The sequence below is a fragment of the Muribacter muris genome (genome assembly GCF_004569585.1).
GTDB lineage: Bacteria > Pseudomonadota > Gammaproteobacteria > Enterobacterales > Pasteurellaceae > Muribacter > Muribacter muris.
On the sequence record NZ_SPPA01000022.1, the window covers coordinates 1 to 18,511 of the forward strand.

The window sequence follows — 18,511 nt, forward strand, 5'->3', positions numbered from 1 at the left end:
AAGAGCATTTTGAACTGTATTTGAAGGAATGTGAATGGCGTTTTAACCACAGTGAAATAAAAGTTCAATTTTCCATTTTAAAACAATTAGTAAAGCAGAATTTATTCTAGTTATCTAGTACAGCCCCTAAAATAAAGTTAATGAAGAATATAGATCTTTTGCTTACTACGGTTTTCATAAGCCTTATTGATAGCTTTAGCCCTATTCATTTCTAATGTGCCTAAATCCTCAATCGCATCCTGACGTTGTTTACGCTCATCACGATAATCTTGCATTTCCATTGCTCTAATCTCGGCTCTACGTTGAGCTATCTGTTCATCCGTTTGAGCAGTTTGCTTAGGAAGGTAAAGTGAACTACAAGCAGATAGCGAAATTGCTACAGAGAAGAGTGAAACAAACTTAAGTAATTTCATATAACACCTCACTAAAGTAATCAAAATGTAAGTATATTAAACTTATTGTTCAATTTTAGCCAAAAAGCTGTTCAAATACAACACAAAATTTAAAACAATACATTTTTCAACATTAAATTACAAAAATAGTAAATTCCGTATAATAAAAAGGCTAGGTATCAGCCCTAGCCTTCTTCTATTTAGAACTAAAAACGATTAAACAATGCCCTGCTCCAACATTGCGGTTGCGACTTTTTTGAAGCCGGCAATGTTTGCGCCGTTCACATAATTGACAAAACCGTTCTCCGTGCCGTTTTCCACACAGTTTTGGTGGATATTTGCCATAATGTCGAATAAACGCTGATCCACTTCTTCACGGCTCCAAGACAGGCGAATAGCGTTTTGGCTCATTTCCAAACCAGAAGTCGCCACACCGCCCGCATTGGAGGCTTTACCCGGTGCATAAAGGATTTTCGCTGCAACAAACACCTCTACCGCCCCTAATGACGAAGGCATATTTGCCCCTTCCGCCACACAGATACAGCCGTTTTTGAGCAAGGTTTTGGCATCTTCGGTATCCAACTCGTTTTGGGTTGCACAAGGTAGTGCCACATCACACGCCACGCCCCACGGTTTTTGCCCGTCAAAATAGGCTAACCCCTGCTCTTGAGCATAAACGGATAAACGCTCACGGCGTTCGTTTTTCAAGGTTAATAACGCCGCTAACTGCGCTTCGGTCATTCCGTTATCCCCAAACTGTACATAGCCGTTAGAATCGGAAACGGTTAAAACTTTACCGCCTTTTTGCAATACTTTTTCCGCCGCATATTGCGCAACATTACCTGAACCGGAAATCACCACTCGTTTACCTTCAATGCTTTGCCCACGGGTGTTGAGCATACTCTCGGCGAAATAGACCGTACCGTAGCCGGTCGCTTCCGGACGGATTAAGCTGCCGCCCCACGTTAAACTTTTACCGGTTAGCACAGAGGTAAACTCATTGCGTAATTTTTTGTATTGACCGTACAAGTAGCCGATTTCACGACCGCCCACGCCGATATCCCCCGCCGGCACATCGGTATCCGCCCCGATATGACGGTATAATTCACTCATAAAGGCTTGGCAAAAACGCATTACTTCCGCATCGGATTTGCCTTTCGGATCGAAATCCGAACCGCCTTTGCCGCCGCCCATTGGTAAGGTTGTCAGCGCATTTTTGAACACTTGCTCAAACGCCAGGAATTTCAGCACGCCTAAATCAACGGTCGGGTGGAAACGTAAGCCGCCTTTGTAAGGCCCGATCGCCGAGTTCATTTGAACACGGTAGCCACGATTTACCTGCACTTGTCCGTTATCGTCCACCCAGGTTACCCGAAAGCTGATCACCCGCTCCGGCTCAACGATACGCTCTAATAATCCTTGTTGGGTATATTTTGGATTTTTCGCCAAAAACGGTGCAAGGCTGCCGAAGACTTCTTCAACGGCTTGGTGGAACGGGGCTTGCTCCGGATCACGTTGTTTGATTTTTTGGAAAAGGGCATTCAAATCGCTCATAAAAACTCCAGTATAAAAAAGAAAAGTTGTGTTTGATGGGTGATGAGTTTAGCAATGTTGTTGAGATTTGCAATATCAAATTAGAAAAATTTATATCAATAATTAAAAAAACTATGTTTAATCGCCGTTTTTTTGGTCTGTTTTGTGAAAGAGATCACATTTTTCAGCTGAATATTACCACTGACCAACAAAATATCTCCATCAGTCCCTTTTCCTGCGGAATTAGGCTACAATAACGGCAGGTTGCAAGCGGTCGGATACTAGCGTTTTTTTGCAACCGCTTTACATTCAGGTAAGTTATGAAAAATATCGATCAACACGAAATTGCAAAATTTGAAAAAATGGCGAAAAGCTGGTGGGATCCGCACGGCGATTTCAAGCCCCTTCACTTGCTCAATCCGGTTCGGCTCGCCTATATCAATGAAAAAGCGGGCGGTCTGTTCGGCAAACTGGTCTTGGATGTCGGCTGCGGGGCGGGCATTTTAAGCGAGGCGATGGCAAAGCAAGGCGCTGAAGTGATCGGCATTGATATGACCGATGAGCCGCTACAAATCGCCAAACAACACGCAGAGCAGAGCGGTTTAGCCATTGACTATCAACAAATCACTGTTGAAGATTTTCGCCAACAACTGACCGCTTGCGATCAGCCCAAATTCGATGTCATCACCTGTATGGAAATGCTGGAACACGTTCCCGATCCGCTCTCCATTATCCAAAGCTGCCAAGCGCTGCTCAAACCAAACGGCGTGCTGTTTTTATCCACCATTAACCGCACCTTTAAAGCCTATATGTTGGTGATTATCGGGGCGGAATATGTGCTGAAAATGCTGCCGAAAGGCACACATCAATTTGAAAAGTTTATCAAACCGGCGGAATTGCTGAATTGGTGCGATCAGGCGGGCTTAACCTGTCGGGAAATGGCCGGCTATCATTTCAACCCGCTATGTGAAACTTTCCGCCTTAACCACGATGTGAGCTGTAACTACATCGCTACCCTCACCCACCTTGATTAGCCTTTAGGCTAATCTCGGCTAAGGGTAACGGGCAGGGCTAAGGTATCCATCACAAAACTGAGAGGCAAATCCACCACCGCCAGCACGCCCAATACGCTACCCTCTTGAATAGCCTGAAAATCTCGGCGTACGCCGCCATAGACACGGTAATCATTTTCGGCAAAACTGATCACCGTACCGCAAGCGGTCAGTTGTAGCACTAAAGTTGCAAAAATCCCTCGTTTTAACCACTTAATGCCCTTGGCATTACCTTTTTTCATCACATCAGATCCTGTATCGGTAAACATACAAACTGTGCTTCGGGAAAATTGTCGGCAAGGTAACGGCGAAGATAACGCCGGGTTTCTTGACTGATGAGCGGATCAGCGGCGTGATAGTCGTTATAAATCACCATTTGGAGCGGAATGTGATGTATGCGGCACATTTCAAGGCTCAACAAGCTGTGATTAAGGCTGCCGAGCCTGCCGGACGTTACCAATATCAGCGGATAACCGCACGCTCGCAGGTAATCGAAAGTGGTTCGGCTCTCGGTATAAGGCACAAGCAAACCGCCCGCCCCTTCCAACAAGACATAATCATAATTTGCACTTAAACAGGCGGTCGCTTGGGTGATCTTTTCTGCATCAATGCTCTCCTCTGCCAAACGCGCCGCCAAATGCGGCGAGCAGGGATAAGGGAAAATGTAGGGGCAGGTCAACCCCTGCCGATCAGCTTCGGTTAAGTCGATGCCCTGCATCTGTCGGTGTAGCCGAATATCATCAGATAACTTCTCACCGCCGGTCTGCACCATTTTTTGCGTAATGACCGAATACCCCTGCATCATTAGCTGTTTGGCATACCAGCCCGTTGCCACACTCTTTCCCACGTCCGTGTCAATACCGGATACAAAAATCACTTTGCCCATTTATGCTTTCACCCTCGCTAGCAGGTATAACGGCGTATAAGTCAGGCGCACGCCGCCATTGCTGCTGTAATACTGTTGATAGTCGGCACAAAATCGCTTGAGCCGCCCTTTTGTCCACACCTGCCGGCTGACTGCCGTTACGCCGCTCTGCTGCAAATGGCGTAATACCGCCAACGGCGACTCAAATATCAAGCGGATTTGCGCACTTTCCGTGTGCAAAATCTGAAAATCCGCCGCCAGCCAATCGTGCCATTGTTGAATGCTCGGATAATCCAACCCAACCTGCGTCAAACGGCGGATTTCCACCAAATTATCGGGGCTAAACACGCTAAACAGTAACAAACCGTTCGGCTTGAGATGCCGTTTGAGCCGAGTTAAAAAACGGGGCGGATCAGCAAACCACTGAAACGTGGAAGCGGACGCAATCAAATCAAACTGCCGCGCTAATGCCAGCGCCTCCGCATCGCCTACGATTAAGTGATACGGCTGGGTCAGACGGGCTGCCAGATGTTCGCCCACCTCGCACAAATCGTTCAGCCACCACTGTTTTGCAGCAATATGTTGTTGCAATAAACTGCTGAAATGCCCTGTGCCACAACCGATTTCCAAAATATGTTCAAAATCCGACCGCGTGTTTTGCAAGATTGAGAGCAAACGCCGATTGATCTGTTGCTGTGCCTTTGCCTGTTTGTCATAAAAGGGTAACGCACGCTGAAAACGGCGTTGAACCGCCTGTTTATTTACGTCCATAGCTCGTCCCAACGGCTAAAGGCAGGCAAAAGATAATGCTCCCCTTCCAGCGTGCGAACGGCACAACGGTTCACCCAATAGGCGTGTTGGTTTTGGGCGGGGAAAATTTTATCTTGTGTGCCGATAACGGCGTGTGTCCACGCCAATAAATCCGTGCGGGTATCATTGCAAATTGCGTGGAACAGTGCGGTCAGCTCTGCGTAAAGATCGTCAAAGCGACGCTGATCCTGACGTTGCTGATAGTCGCTTAGCCCTTTACCGCACATTCTGCGTTCAAATTTTTGGCGTGAGTGCGGTGTTAAACCCGCTAAGGTTGCCGTAAAAATCGCCGGTGGAATGCCGTATTGTGCATCGCAGGGGTTGGCGGTGCCGTTAATCGCTGTTGCCGACAGTAGCGAATACCCGCTCAATACCCGCTCCGCAACCCACACGCCCAACGACCACGCCACCACTCTGATATTGCGGTATGGAGCAAAATCAAATGCCAACTTGAGATCCCGATAATCATAGCAGATCAGCACGTCATAGCCGTCAGGCAAGCCTAAATGTGCAATGACCGATGGGGGCGTGCCCCAGCCGGCAAAATAGACGAGTAAATCCGGTTGTTGTCGGCGATGCCAAATGTATTTCATAGCGTTCCTTATAGACAATCAATCAATGCCGTCAGCTCGGCTTCGCTCAAATCGGCGGTCAGCGAAAAACGAATTCGGGAAGTACCTTGCGGCACGGTCGGCGGGCGAATCGGTAAACAATAATAGCCGAGAGCTTGTAATTGTCGGGCTTTTTCCACCGTTGTTTGATTGTCGCCGAGCAGATACGGCACAATATGGCTTTGGCTTGAATGGGGCTGCCGTTCGGCAACCGCTTGCCGCAATATGCCGCTCAAGCGGGCTAAATGCTGCCGTTGTGCCTTGAAATGCGGTAATTGTTCAAACAGAAAGTGTGTCCACGCCACATTTAGCGGCGGTAAAGCGGTAGAAAAAATCAGCGGGCGCATCGTGTTGATGAGGTAATCCTTAATCAGTTGATCGCACACCAAATACGCCCCGACAGACGCCAACGCCTTACCAAACGTGCCGACCAGCAGATCGATTTCCGCCACACATCCCATCTGCTCCGCCATACCCAAGCCCGTTTCGCCGTAAATCCCGACGGCGTGCGCTTCATCAACATAAAGCAAAATTTGCGGATATTGTCGCTTAAATCGCACTAAGGCCGGCAAATCCGCCACATCGCCGTCCATACTGAACACCGATTCCGTTACAATAATAATGCGGGCAAAGTGCGTGGCATTGTTCGCCAGTATATCTGCCAAATGGGCATAGTCATTATGGCGATAACGCAGGAATGTGGCACGGCTTAGCCGAATACCATCAATCAAACTGGCGTGCACCAATTTATCCGCCACGATCAAGGTCTGCCTGTCCGCCAACGCCGGTAGAATGCCGATATTGGCGTGATAGCCGCTGTTAAAAATCAACGCACTCTGCCGCCCGAAACGCTCGGCAAGCAGTGCTTCCAACTGATGATAAATCGGGAAATTGCCCGTCAGCAAACGGGACGACGAAGCCGTGCAAGCGGGCAGTTGGTCACCATAATTTGCAAAAAAGGCGTGGCATAAGCCCGCTTGATTTGCCAAACCAAGATAATCGTTACCGGACAGGTTGAGCATTCGCCGCTCCCCTTGCTCAACATATTTGCCCTGATGCGCCAATTCGGGCAAGGTGCGATATTGGTTTTCGGCTTTTTTCGCCGTTAAAAATTGCTCAAATTGTTGCATATTCTTCCTTTAATGCGGCAATCACGCCATCGGTCAAGCGGACTAACTGTTCGGCATTGATAATAAACGGCGGCATTAAATAGACCAATTTGCCGAAAGGCCGCACCCATACCCCCTGTTTTACAAAACGGGGCTGAAGGCTTGCCATATTCACCTCTTCAACCATTTCAATCACCCCGATTGCACCCAATACCCGCACCTCTTTGACATACTCACAAGCCGTCAGAGGTGCAAGACTTTGCTGAAAATGCCGTTCGATACGGCGGATATTCGCTTGCCAATCGCCCGCCAATAATAATTCAACGGAGGCGAGTGAGACGGCACACGCCAGCGGGTTTGCCATAAATGTCGGCCCGTGCATAAAGCATTTCGCTTCGCTACGGGAAAGGGTTTGTGCAATATGGCGGGTGGTCAAGGTAGCGGACAGCGTCATATAGCCGCCGCTCAAGCCTTTGCCTACGCACATTATATCGGGGCTGACCTGCGCATACTCCGCCGCAAACAGTTTGCCGGTGCGTCCAAAACCGGTGGCGATTTCATCGAAAATCAGCAGCACGCCGTATGCTTCGCACAAGGCTTTCGCTTTTTGCAAATAGACAGGGGAATAAAAATACATTCCGCCTGCGCCTTGCACGATTGGCTCTAAAATCAGCGCAGCGATCTCATCGCTCCGTTTCTCCAGTAAATCGGCTAACGGGTGGATTGCCGTGTCCTGCCACGCTTCGCCAAATTTCACGCTCGGCTGGGGCAAAAAATATTGTACGGGCAGGCTGCGGGCAAATAAATTGTGCATTCCCGTGGTCGGATCACAAACGGACATTGCGTGCCAAGTGTCGCCGTGATAGCCGCTGCGGATCGTGGCAAATTTCTGACGGGTCGGTTTACCCTGTGCGGATTGATATTGCACCGCCATTTTCATCGCCACTTCCACCGCGACCGAGCCGCTGTCGGCAAAAAAGACCTGCTCCAGCCCTGCTGGTGTAATATCAACCAAGGTTTTCGCCAATTTCACCGCCGGTTCGTGGGTTAATCCGCCAAACATAATATGGCTCATTTTAGCGAGTTGGTCGATTGCCGCCTGATTTAACACGGGGTGATTGTAGCCGTGCAACGCCGCCCACCAAGAGGACATTCCGTCAATCAATCGCTGCCCGTTTTGCAGCCAAATCTCCACGTCCTCCGCTCTCTCCACGCTATAAACGGGCAAATGATTCGGCATTGCAGTATAAGGATGCCAAACGTATTGGCGATCAAGGGCTAAAAGCTGTTCTTCGTTCATATAGTCTCGGTTTAGGGCTGACAAGCGGTCGGTTATCTGCATCATTTTGCAATAAGCACAACGTTCGCAAGCGAAAAGGGTTCACGCCCCGAACGGCACTTGCGTTTGCGGCATCGCCTCGCCCGCTTTTCTCTCTGTGTGTCGATAAATACGGCTATTCTAGCCTAAATTGTGCGGTTTCCGCTAAAAAATCCCCCGCCTTTTAGCAAAATGTTTTATATTACGCCTTTCTAATCAACAATAAAATTGAGGAATTTATATGCAACATTACAACATTGCGGTATTAAGCGGGGACGGTATCGGGCCGGAAATTATGGCTCAGGCAATCAAAGTGTTGGATAAAGTCCAACAAAAATTCGGTTTTACTCTGCACTACCACCATCACGACATCGGCGGCATTGCCATCGACAATCACGGCAAAGCCTTGCCCGACAGCACCCTCAAAGGCTGCGAACAAGCCGATGCGATTTTATTCGGCTCGGTCGGCGGGCCAAAATGGGAGCATCTGCCGGCAAACGAGCAGCCGGAACGTGGCGCACTCTTGCCGTTACGCAAACATTTCGCCCTGTTCTGCAATCTTCGCCCAGCCACCCTTTACAAAGGCTTGGAAAAATTCTGCCCGTTGCGTGCCGACATCGCCGCAAAAGGCTTCGATATGGTAACCGTGCGGGAATTAACCGGCGGCATCTACTTCGGGCAGCCAAAAGGACGTGAAGGCGAGGGCGCACAAGAAAAAGCCTTTGATACGGAAGTGTACCACCGCTATGAAATCGAACGTATCGCCAAAGTCGCGTTTGAAACGGCGATGAAACGGAGCAAACACGTTACTTCCGTGGATAAAGCCAATGTTTTGATGAGCTCGATTTTATGGCGTGAAACCGTGAATGAAGTGGCAAAACAGTACCCCGAAGTGAAGCTCGATCATATTTATATCGACAACGCAACAATGCAGCTCATCAAGCAGCCGGATTTCTTTGATGTGCTGCTCTGCTCCAATATTTTCGGCGACATTATTTCGGACGAATGTGCAATGATTACCGGCTCAATGGGAATGTTGCCGTCCGCCAGCCTCAACGAACAAGGCTTCGGGCTGTACGAACCGGCGGGCGGCTCGGCACCGGACATTGCCGGCAAAAATATCGCCAACCCGATTGCCCAAATTTTATCGGCGGCAATGATGCTCCGTTACAGTTTCGGCTTGGAAGATGCGGCAAAAGCGATTGAAAATGCGGTGCAACACGTGCTTGCCGAAGGCTATCGTACTGCCGATTTAGCCGATCAATCCGCCCCGGTTTCCACCAGTGAAATGGGCGATTTAATCGCTAACCGGATTTAACCCCGATTAACCGCAAGCGGTCGGTTATGTGAATTTTTTCGCAAAAAAGAAAGGGCGTTTAAAACGCCCTTTGTTCCATTCAGCCGTCTGATTTATTTTTCCGTTTTTGCAGGAAAGATGAGGGAGGCGATCACCCCAAGCGCTAATACGCCTAGCACAATAAAGAGGCTGGTATTCGGTGAAATATGAATGCCGGTATCGCCAACGGCGTGATTCCACGATTGAATCCCCATTTTGATCCCAATGAAAAACAACAACGCAATAACTGCTTTTTCCAAATGCACCAAATATTTGGTGAGTGCCGCCAAAATAAAGTACAGGCTGCGTAAACCGAGAATGGCAAAAATCATCGCTGCATACACCAATAACGGCTCTTCGGTTACCGCAATCACCGCCGGCACGGAGTCGAAAGCAAATGCAACGTCCGAGCTTTCAATCGCAATCAAACATAAAAATGCCGGTGTAACATAACGGAAACCTTGGCGGGTGATGTTTGCCAGTTGCGTCTCATTCAGCTCTTGGTGTTTCACAAAAAAGCGCTCGCCGAATAATTTGGTGTACACCGGCATTGTTTTGCCGACCAAACGCACGCTCCAGTGATTTGCGTAATCTTCGATCGTTTCCTCCTCTTTTTTTGCACTTTGCAGCATTTTAACGCCGCTCCAAAACACAAAAACAGCAAAGAAAAAGCCAACCCAAGGGCTTGCCGCAAATAAGCCGGTGCCGATCACCACGAAAACGGCTCGGAACACCAATGCCCCTAAAATGCCCCAATATAAAATGCGGTGTTGTAATTTGCCGACAATGCCGAATGAGGCGAAGATCGCCACAAATACCATCAAATTATCGATAGATAGGCTCTTTTCCAACACATATCCGGCAAGATAGAGATCGGCAAATTGTTTGTCGAAGCGTAGCCACACATACGCATAAAAAGCGAGTGCCAAGCCGATCCAAAAGAGCGACCAAAGTGAAGCATCTTTGACGCTGATCTCTTTGGTATTGCGGTGCGCAAATAAATCCACATAAACCGAGAATAAAATCACAACAAAAAAGACAATAATTGCCTCAAGCGGAAAACCGAACGTTCCCATAAAACCTCTTAAAAAGCGTGAAAAAACGGTGCGATTTTTCAGAAAAAGTTGATCTTTGTCAAGATCTATCCCACCTTAACAGGACGCTCTCTCCACCAACGGGCAATCCAAATAATGGACGTTATTGTCGGTGCGTGCCTCTATCAAATGCAAGGCTGCCTGTTGCCCCATTTCATAGTGGGGAAGCTGCACGGTCGTCAGCGGCGGGAGAAACCAATCCGCCACGCCGACCATATTATCAAAGCCCAACACTGCCACCTCGTCAGGAATGCGTATCCCCTGCCCCAGCAAAAATTGGTAGGTCAGTAGCGCAATGCGGTCGTTACCACAGACTACCACATCAAACTCAAGCGGTCGTTTACGGCACATTTTTTGCAAAATAGGGAGAACCTCACCAAAATTTTGGCTAAACGGCGACATAAAAAACGGCTTAGGCGGCGGGCTGTTTTGCCCCATATTCGCCCGCCACGCCTGCTCAAAGCCTTGTTGTCGGGCTTGGGCGGCAATCGCATTACTCGGCAAATAGAGGCAAAGGGGCGAGTGGTAGCCCTTTTCCAGCAATAATTGAGCGGCATCAAACTGCCCTTGAAAATCATTCGGCACATAGCAGGCGGTTTGAATGTCATCGGTCAGGCAGTTAGCCAGCACAATCGGATAACGCCGCAATGCAGGGGGAATGGCAATTTTTTTCAAGCCACTGGTAGTGAAAATGATGCCGCTCGGACGGTGGGAAATCAACGTGCCGACCGCTTGCTCCAGCTCGTTTTCAAAGGTATTGATAATAAAAGAGTGCCAACCAAATTGGCGTACCGTCTGCTCAATCGCTAATAAAATTTCCACGGAAAACGGCGTGGTGGCGGTATCCAGCGATAATACGCCGATAGTATGGGTTGCGGCTTGTGTCCCCCGAATTTTTTGGGCGGAAATATTCGGCACATAGTTAAGCTGCTCAATCGCCTGTTTGACGATCTGATAGGTTTTGGGCGAAAGCTGTTCGGGGTTGTGAATGGCACGGGATACGGTCATCAGCGACACGCCCGCCAGTTTTGCCACGTCTTTAAGTGATGCCATTGTGTTAATACTGAAAGAATTTTGCAAAATGTTACCGAAATCTGCCCGCTTGTCTATCTTCTCCCGTGTAAAATCTGTGATCAGGTTCACAAAATTGCAATGTTAACGTTAAAAAATGTGATCTTCATCATATTTTCGCTATTTCTATACTTGTGATCTTGATTGATAACGTTAACATTTAATGGTCTTTCGATGTGTCAGAGGTCAATTATGCAATTACAAACACCGCAAGCCTACTATTTGTCTAATCGGAATTATTGGATTTTTAGCGGCTACTTTTTCGTCTATTTTTTCATTATGGCAACCTGCTACCCGTTTTTAGGGATTTGGCTAGGCGATATTAACGGGTTAAGCGGGGAAGAACGGGGCATTGTATTTGCGTCAATGTCGTTTTTCGCCCTCTGCTTTCAGCCGATTTTTGGCTATGTTGCCGATAAATTAGGCATTAAAAAACATTTACTTTGGGTTGTCGCCATTACCCTGTTGTTTTATTCGCCGTTCTTTATTTATGTGTTTGCGCCGCTGCTTCAAACTAATATTTGGTTAGGGGCCATTGCCGGCGGGATCTATATGGGGTTCGTCTTTTCCGGCGGTGCGCCGGCTTCGGAAGCCTATGTTGAGCGGGTGAGCCGCCGTAGCCATTTTGAGTATGGGCGGGCGAGAATGTTTGGTATGTTCGGCTGGGCAATTTGTGCCTCCCTTGCCGGCATAATGTATGCGCACAATCCTAATTCGGTCTTTTGGCTCGGTTCAGCAGGGGCGGTCGTCTTGTTGGTTTTGGTCGCGTTAGCCAAACCGGAGCAAAATGCCAGTACCAGTGTTGCCGCTCAATTAGGGGCGAACAAAAACCCTGTTACCCTCAAACAAGCCTTTTTACTGCTTAAACTCCCGCGTTTTTGGGCATTGCTTGCCTATGTGATCGGGGTTGCCTGCATTTATGATATTTTCGACCAGCAATTCGGTAATTTCTTCAATACCTTCTTTGAATCGAAAGAACAGGGAATGGAAATGTTCGGCTATGTTACCACCGGCGGCGAACTGCTGAATGCGTTGATTATGTTCTTTGTGCCGCTGTTGATTAACCGCATCGGCGCGAAAAATGCGTTGCTGATCGCCGGAATGATTATGAGTATCCGCATTATCGGCTCGTCCTATGCCACGACAGCGTGGCACGTGGTGGTATTGAAAACCCTGCATATGTTTGAAGTGCCGTTCTATTTAGTCGGTTTGTTTAAATATATTGCCAATGTGTTTGAAGTGCATTTTTCCGCGACCATTTATCTGGTGGCGTGTCAATTCGCCAAACAAGTTGCCAATATGCTGATGTCGGCAACGGTCGGGACTTGGTACGACAAATTCGGCTTCCAAGAGACCTATTTCATCTTAGGTTGTATCGCCCTTGCCTTTACGCTACTGTCGGTCTTTACCCTCACGGGCAAAATGTCCGCTACGGAACGCTATCTATTGCAAAAACGCAATGCCCACGGAATTTAACTCGCAAAATGTTAAGAGGATTTAATGATGAACAATGTTATTCGTTTAACCAGCCAAAAAAATGATCTGGTGATTATTGCCGACCAAAATCCCCGTATTGTGTATTGGGGGGAGCATTTAGTCCATTTTGATCCGAGCAATATTGCCGCCCTCGACAGCGGTGTAACCAACGGCGGCTTAGATATTGCCGTGCCGGTATCCCTTGCCTGCGAAAACGGGCGGGGCTATTTCGAGTCCAGTAGTATTGAAGGGCATCGTAACGGGCAGGATTGGGCGCCGGTGTTCAATCATTGCGAAATTTCTCAGCAATCTCACCGCTTGCAACTGCGGTTAGTTGATGAGCTTGCCGGTCTTGAATTTAGCAGTGAATTTGAGTTGGACGAACAGACCGGCGTGCTCAAAACCCGTAACCGATTGCGCAATCTTAAAGCGGAGACATTTACGGTCAATCGCCTTGCCGTTACAATGCCGTTGCCGGAATATGCCGATGAGGTATGCAATTTTTACGGACGCTGGGTGCGGGAATTTCAGCTTAACCGCCACACGCTCAAACACGGCGGTTTTATCCAAGAAAACCGTGTCGGGCGTACCTCCCACGAGTATCCGCCAAACATTATGATTGGCGAACAGGGCTTTAAAGAGCAAAGCGGACAAGTGTGGGGCTTTCACTTGGCTTGGAGCGGCAATCACCGTATCCGTGCCGATATTGATATTCGAGGTCGCCGCACCGTTCAGCTTGAAGCCCTCTATTTTCCAGGCGAAATCCAACTGGCACAACACGATGAAATCGCAACCCCGTGGGTGTATACAACCTTTTCCAATCAAGGCTTAAATGCGATGAGCTGGCAATTTCACCACTATGTGCGGGCGCATTTGGTGCGTTTTCCTCGCCAAAAAACCCGCCCTGTTCACCTCAATATTTGGGAAGGGGTCTATTTCGACCACAACCCCGATCACATTATCGCGATGGCAACGGAAGCAGCAAAAATGGGGGTGGAACGCTTTATCATTGATGACGGCTGGTTTATCGGGCGTGATGACGATTTCGGCGGCTTGGGCGATTGGTATTTGGACGAGCGCAAATACCCGCACGGTTTAACCCCGATCATCAAAGCGGTGAAAGATCTCGGTATGCAGTTCGGTATTTGGGTTGAGTTGGAGATGATCAACAAAAACAGTCAGTTATACCGCCAACACCCGGACTGGCTACTGCAAGTCGAAGGCTACGATCAACCACAGGAACGTAACCAAAACGTATTGGATCTTTGCAATCCTGATGTGTTTAATTATTTGGTCGAACGAATGGACTGGCTACTCGGCAATCACGAGATCGATTATGTCAAATGGGATATGAACCGCCGCATCGTACAGGGCGGGCATAACGGACAAGCCGCCGTTACCAAACAGACGGAAGCCTTTTACCGCCTGTGCGATCTGCTATGCGAGAAATACCCGGATGTTGAGTTTGAGGCGTGTGCCTCCGGTGGCGGACGGATCGACTACGAAGTATTAAAACGATCTCAACGGTTTTGGGCATCAGACGATAATGACGCCCTTGAACGTCAAACCATTCAACGGGGAATGAGCTATTTCTACCCGCCGGAAGTGATGGGCGCGCATATCGGCGGCAAGCATTGCCACACCACCTATCGCCAACTGGACGTTAGTTTCCGAGGATTAACGGCACTGTTTGGGCATATGGGCGTGGAACTTGATCCGGTTAAAGAAGGCGAAGCGGAGCGTCAAGGCTTCAGAAAATATATTGCCCTTCATAAACAGCTTAGACCTTTACTCCACAGTGGCAAGGTCTTCCGCCTCGATAGACAAGATCCTGCCTCTTTGGTAAACGGCGTTATCAGCCAAGCGGGAACGCAAGCGGTCGTTTTAGTCAATCAACTTGCAATGTTGGATTATCTACAACAAGAGCCGCTACGCCTGCCTTATTTAGCAGAGGGCAACTATGAAATCAGCCTCTTGGATATTCCGGCGGCCTTTCAAACCGGCAAGTGCGGGCATTTAATGAAAACGCTCCCCGAATGGCTCACCAACGCAATTAACGACAAACCGCTCGTTGTCCATTCCGATTGGCTGAAAAAAGTCGGACTGACACTCCCAAATCTCGATCCGGCAACTGCGATGTTACTGCATTTCAAACAATGCTAAGAAATTCACATCTTAAACCTAAAAGAGAGGCTGAATTGCCTCTCTTTCGTTTATGTGATAGCGATTGATCGTGCCAAATATTATCCCTAGATTTTGTCAATGGTGATTAAGCCCCGAATAATTGCGGTATTATGTAGCAAATGCACAAAAATAGACATTTTAACAAAATGTAGGGACACACTGCGTGTGTCCTTTATAAAAATCAAATTATTTCAATAGGTTAAAATCCGGACACACGCAGTGTGTCCCTACAAGCGAACAAAAAACAAGTTTGTGCAACTGCGACATAATATTGAATAATTGCAAAAAAGCGGTGAAATCTCACCGCTTGTATAACCTCTATTCTAATATGCCGGCACTGGCTCGGCGTTTATATACCACCATTGTCAGTACAATCGGTACGATAATCGCTACAAGCATTGCAACTGCAAATGTACCCCAGAATTGATGCTGAATGGATAAAATGCCCGGTAAACCGCCTACACCGATACTGCTCGCTAACACGCCTGCCAAACCGCACACTAAGGCGGCACACGCCGAGCCGATCATTGCACAGAGCATTGGGAAACGGTATTTTAGGTTGATGCCGTACATTGCCGGTTCAGTAACACCTAAGTAGGCAGATAATGCCGCCGGTACTGCCACTTCTCGTACGCTGGCTTTTTTACTCATAATGATGACAGCAACCACCGCCGAAGCCTGTGCAATATTAGACAGTGCAATCAACGGCCACACCGGCGTGCCGCCAATGCTTTGGATCATTTGCATATCAATCGCAAGGGACGTTTGATGCACTCCCGTTACCACAAGCGGTGCATATAAGAAGCCGAATAATGCCGCACCAATCGGCGCAAAATCACCCGTCATCGCATATTTCACCACAAACGCCACGCCATTACCGATTTCCCGACCGAGAGGCCCGATAATCGTATGTGCAAGAAACACGGCTAAAATAATGGACGTTACCGGCACAATGATTAAATTTAAGAAGTCCGGCACGATTTTGTTGAAAAATCGTTCAATGTAAGATAATGCCAAACCTGCCATAATCGCTGGAATAACTTGGGCTTGGTAGCCGACTTTTTCTACCGCCAGCCAACCGAAATCCCAAACGTCCGGTATTTGCGATCCTAACCCGTAAGAATTCATCAGCTGCGGCGATACTAAGGTAATCCCCAATACAATGCCCAAAATCGGTGATGTCCCCATTTTCCGTGCAATCGACCAACAGATCCCGACCGGCAAGAAGTGGAAAATCGCCTCACCAATCAACCATAAGAAGGAATGCACACTCTGCCAAAACGGACTGACTTGGGTCAAGGTTTTGCCGTCAATCATCGCAATATCGCCGATCACATTGCGGAAACCTAAAATCAAACCGCCGCTAATCAACGCCGGTAATAGCGGAATAAAAATATCCGCCATATGCGAAATCAAGCTCTCATACCATTTTTGATTTTGGCGGGCCGCCGCTTTCACCTGTTCTTTATCGACACTTGCCAAGCCGGTTTTTTGCAATAGCACATTGTAGTAATCACCCACTTCCTGCCCGATAACCACTTGGTATTGCCCGCCCGTTGAAAAATTGGCTTTTACCATCGGTAAGGCTTCGATACCTTTGCCGTCCACCTTCGTTTCATCATTCAGCACAAAACGTAAGCGGGTAATACAGTGGGTAACGGTGGCGATATTTTCACGCCCGCCGATCAATTCAATCAATTTATCCACATTTTGCGGATCAAGTTTTTGTTTAGCCATAATATGCACCTAAGGACAATCAATAGGCTAAATTATAGATTTTCGGCGAAATTTTAGCAATGGGAACGTTCCCAAATCGTGATCGAGATCACAAAACGGCAATAACAAGCCAGCATTTCTTCAAACATTTTTCTAATGCACTGCAAATGCAAAACGGCTCATTAAAGTATATTATCGACACAATCGCAAAAAATGCACCCAAACCGACCGCTTGCTGCGATCTAATGTTTACACTTTTTTGGGTAATTCCACGATCCGAGAGGGTTCAAGGGTGGTTGCTTCCATTCCTAACATCAGCCGTGCTAACGTTACTGTGCGGGCAAAAAACTCTCGAATACGGACTTTATAGTGGTTTTCGGGATAGGTTGCGGCATAGCAGATCGCATCAATCCCTTTAAATTGGGCGACCAGCAATGCACGCTCACAGTGAAATTGTTGGGAAATGATGGTAAAAGGCGGTAATTTGAACACTTTATCGGCACGAATCACCGAGTCAAAGGTGCTATATCCCGCATAATCTTGTCGCATTTTGGCAGGCGAGATCCCCATTTTTTGCAGATCGGCGCTCATCATCTTCGGCTCGTTATAGTAGGGGGTTTGGTTATCGCCACTGAGCAACAGATACTGCACTTTCTCAGCGTGAAGTACCTGCTCGGCGGCTTCCAAGCGGTATTTATAATAGAGATTCGGCGCGCCGCTGGAGTAAAATTTTGCCGTGCCAAGCACCACGGCATACTCCCGTGTTGGCAGCCGATTGATGTCCGTATAGACTTTTGCCTTTACCCAATAGCTCGTGCCGAGATCGATGGCAACAATGAGCAAGCCTAACAGCCCCGTAGCCCACACAGCCCGTTTCGACCAGCGTTTGCACCACAGTGAAAAGCGTGTAAATCGGAGACGTATTTTTTCTGTCATTCTCTGCCCTTTGCCTGCTGCGTTTCAGCGTGGGTGATATACATTGTCGCCCCAATAATAATCGCTGCCCCCAGCCACAATTTACCCGGCGGCACCCAGTTAAACACGAGCCAGCCTGCCAACACGTTAAGGGGTAGCTTAATAAAATCAAACGGTTGGATATAAGAGGCATCGGCTAATCGGTAGGCTTTCGCCACCGCCAATTGTGCCAATGCCGTAAAAAAGCCGAGTAAAATCAAATAACCGAAATCGCTAAAAGAGGGCAGGCTAAACCCGTTCGGGCTTAAATTAGTTAAGGCAATCAACAGGTTAAAGGGTGTAATCAAAATAAAAAGATAAGCGACCATTGTCGTAGGCGAATCCTCCGCAGAGAGTTTTTTCACCATCAATGAATAACACGCCCAAAAGAATGCAGCGGCGACCGGCAGTAATACGATCCACTCAAAATCGTCCGACCACGGCGCTAAAATAATCATTGCCCCGATAAAGCCAAGAAAGGTTGCCGCCCAACGCTTCGCCCCAACTTTCTCTTTTAACAAAAGTCCCGAACCGATCGTAACGAACAGCGGTGAAGTCATCAGTAACGCAATTCCCTGCCAAATCGGTATCGGATAAGCCAGTGCCATTGTCCAGCACTGAATGCCGATCGCCGATAAAAAGACCCGAAAACAGTGCCAACCGAAATGACGGGTTTTTAACGATTGGAAAAAGCCCATCTGCGCCATACTCGGCATAAGGAATAAAAAGGCGGCTAAATATTGAACAAGAGCAATCACGCTGGCATCAAGCGGGGAGACGGAGGTCAGTTTGGGAATAAGCGTATTGATACAGGCAAACAGCACGCCCGCAGACACAATCGCCAATGCCCCTTTGATTGGTTGATGATTTCGCATAGCTTCACGATGACAAGTAAACAAGGTGGTAGCATAGCGGAGCGGCTAAAAAATGCAAGCCTTAGCCACAGGTTCAGGCGATTTTGGCTGCCAAACAAGCTATTTTTAGCCATTT

General features: G+C 48.0%; 17 protein-coding genes and 1 pseudogene. 5 read left to right on the forward strand and 13 right to left on the reverse strand.

The genetic code is table 11. The features are described from left to right. Positions 1-110: pseudogene (locus E4T80_RS09485) on the forward strand (IS1595 family transposase); the annotation flags it as partial. 27 nt (positions 111-137) lie between these two features. Here the strand turns inward: E4T80_RS09485 and E4T80_RS09490 are convergent. Then, the gene (locus E4T80_RS09490) at positions 138-413 is read right to left on the reverse strand and encodes an aerial mycelium formation protein (protein WP_135057795.1); all 276 of its coding nucleotides are present in this window, start codon (positions 411-413) and stop codon (positions 138-140) included. A gap of 195 nt (positions 414-608) precedes the next feature. Further along, positions 609-1,946, reverse strand: a complete 1,338-nt coding sequence (gdhA, locus tag E4T80_RS09495; protein ID WP_135057798.1) for an NADP-specific glutamate dehydrogenase — start codon at positions 1,944-1,946, stop codon at positions 609-611. A gap of 299 nt (positions 1,947-2,245) precedes the next feature. Here gdhA and ubiG point away from each other — a divergent pair, with 299 nt between their 5' ends. Beyond that, the gene (ubiG, locus tag E4T80_RS09500) at positions 2,246-2,959 is read left to right on the forward strand and encodes a bifunctional 2-polyprenyl-6-hydroxyphenol methylase/3-demethylubiquinol 3-O-methyltransferase UbiG (protein ID WP_135057801.1); all 714 of its coding nucleotides are present in this window, start codon (positions 2,246-2,248) and stop codon (positions 2,957-2,959) included. 8 nt (positions 2,960-2,967) lie between these two features. Here ubiG and E4T80_RS09505 read toward each other — a convergent pair whose 3' ends face one another. The 6 genes from E4T80_RS09505 to bioA are packed head-to-tail and all read right to left on the reverse strand — an operon-like array spanning position 2,968 to position 7,672. After that, complete coding sequence (locus E4T80_RS09505) at positions 2,968-3,219, reverse strand: YceK/YidQ family lipoprotein (protein WP_135057891.1); 252 nt, start codon at positions 3,217-3,219, stop codon at positions 2,968-2,970. Next, complete coding sequence (gene bioD, locus E4T80_RS09510; RefSeq protein ID WP_135057805.1) at positions 3,219-3,863, reverse strand: dethiobiotin synthase; 645 nt, start codon at positions 3,861-3,863, stop codon at positions 3,219-3,221. Before bioD ends, E4T80_RS09505 begins: the two co-directional genes overlap by 1 nt. Further along, positions 3,864-4,613 carry a malonyl-ACP O-methyltransferase BioC gene (gene bioC, locus E4T80_RS09515; RefSeq protein ID WP_135057808.1) on the reverse strand — a complete coding sequence of 250 codons (750 nt, stop codon included), beginning with the start codon at positions 4,611-4,613 and terminating at the stop codon, positions 3,864-3,866. Then, complete coding sequence (locus E4T80_RS09520) at positions 4,604-5,245, reverse strand: DUF452 family protein (RefSeq protein WP_135057811.1); 642 nt, start codon at positions 5,243-5,245, stop codon at positions 4,604-4,606. Before E4T80_RS09520 ends, bioC begins: the two co-directional genes overlap by 10 nt. Positions 5,246-5,253: 8 nt before the next feature. Further along, positions 5,254-6,393, reverse strand: coding sequence for an 8-amino-7-oxononanoate synthase (locus E4T80_RS09525; protein ID WP_135057814.1), 1,140 nt, complete (start codon positions 6,391-6,393; stop codon positions 5,254-5,256). Then, positions 6,380-7,672 carry an adenosylmethionine--8-amino-7-oxononanoate transaminase gene (gene bioA, locus E4T80_RS09530; protein ID WP_135057893.1) on the reverse strand — a complete coding sequence of 431 codons (1,293 nt, stop codon included), beginning with the start codon at positions 7,670-7,672 and terminating at the stop codon, positions 6,380-6,382. Before bioA ends, E4T80_RS09525 begins: the two co-directional genes overlap by 14 nt. A 259-nt stretch (positions 7,673-7,931) precedes the next feature. Here bioA and leuB point away from each other — a divergent pair, with 259 nt between their 5' ends. Further along, positions 7,932-9,008: a 3-isopropylmalate dehydrogenase gene (gene leuB, locus E4T80_RS09535; protein ID WP_135057817.1), complete on the forward strand. Its 1,077-nt coding sequence runs from the start codon at positions 7,932-7,934 to the stop codon at positions 9,006-9,008. Positions 9,009-9,100: 92 nt separating this feature from the next. Here the strand turns inward: leuB and E4T80_RS09540 are convergent, their stop codons facing one another. Next, on the reverse strand, positions 9,101-10,102 hold the full coding sequence (locus E4T80_RS09540; RefSeq protein ID WP_047976218.1) for a TerC/Alx family metal homeostasis membrane protein: 1,002 nt from the start codon (positions 10,100-10,102) through the stop codon (positions 9,101-9,103). A gap of 75 nt (positions 10,103-10,177) precedes the next feature. Beyond that, on the reverse strand, positions 10,178-11,263 hold the full coding sequence (locus E4T80_RS09545) for a LacI family DNA-binding transcriptional regulator (protein ID WP_233437171.1): 1,086 nt from the start codon (positions 11,261-11,263) through the stop codon (positions 10,178-10,180). 120 nt (positions 11,264-11,383) lie between these two features. Here E4T80_RS09545 and E4T80_RS09550 point away from each other — a divergent pair, with 120 nt between their 5' ends. Both E4T80_RS09550 and E4T80_RS09555 read left to right on the forward strand, forming a co-directional pair. Beyond that, positions 11,384-12,667 carry an MFS transporter gene (locus E4T80_RS09550; protein ID WP_135057820.1) on the forward strand — a complete coding sequence of 428 codons (1,284 nt, stop codon included), beginning with the start codon at positions 11,384-11,386 and terminating at the stop codon, positions 12,665-12,667. Positions 12,668-12,694: 27 nt separating this feature from the next. Beyond that, entirely contained in the window at positions 12,695-14,830 is a 2,136-nt protein-coding gene (locus E4T80_RS09555) for an alpha-galactosidase (protein ID WP_135057823.1), read from the forward strand. Positions 14,831-15,169: 339 nt separating this feature from the next. Here E4T80_RS09555 and treB read toward each other — a convergent pair whose 3' ends face one another. The 3 genes from treB to E4T80_RS09570 form a co-directional block, all read right to left on the reverse strand. Then, the gene (treB, locus tag E4T80_RS09560; protein ID WP_135057826.1) at positions 15,170-16,588 is read right to left on the reverse strand and encodes a PTS trehalose transporter subunit IIBC; all 1,419 of its coding nucleotides are present in this window, start codon (positions 16,586-16,588) and stop codon (positions 15,170-15,172) included. A 228-nt stretch (positions 16,589-16,816) separates the two neighbouring features. Then, positions 16,817-17,503 (reverse strand): SanA/YdcF family protein, encoded by a 687-nt coding sequence (locus E4T80_RS09565; protein ID WP_135057829.1) that lies wholly within the window; start codon positions 17,501-17,503, stop codon positions 16,817-16,819. Further along, positions 17,500-18,396, reverse strand: a complete 897-nt coding sequence (locus E4T80_RS09570) for a DMT family transporter (RefSeq protein ID WP_047977100.1) — start codon at positions 18,394-18,396, stop codon at positions 17,500-17,502. The genes E4T80_RS09565 and E4T80_RS09570 overlap by 4 nt, the downstream gene beginning before the upstream one ends. Positions 18,397-18,511 lie beyond the last annotated feature (115 nt).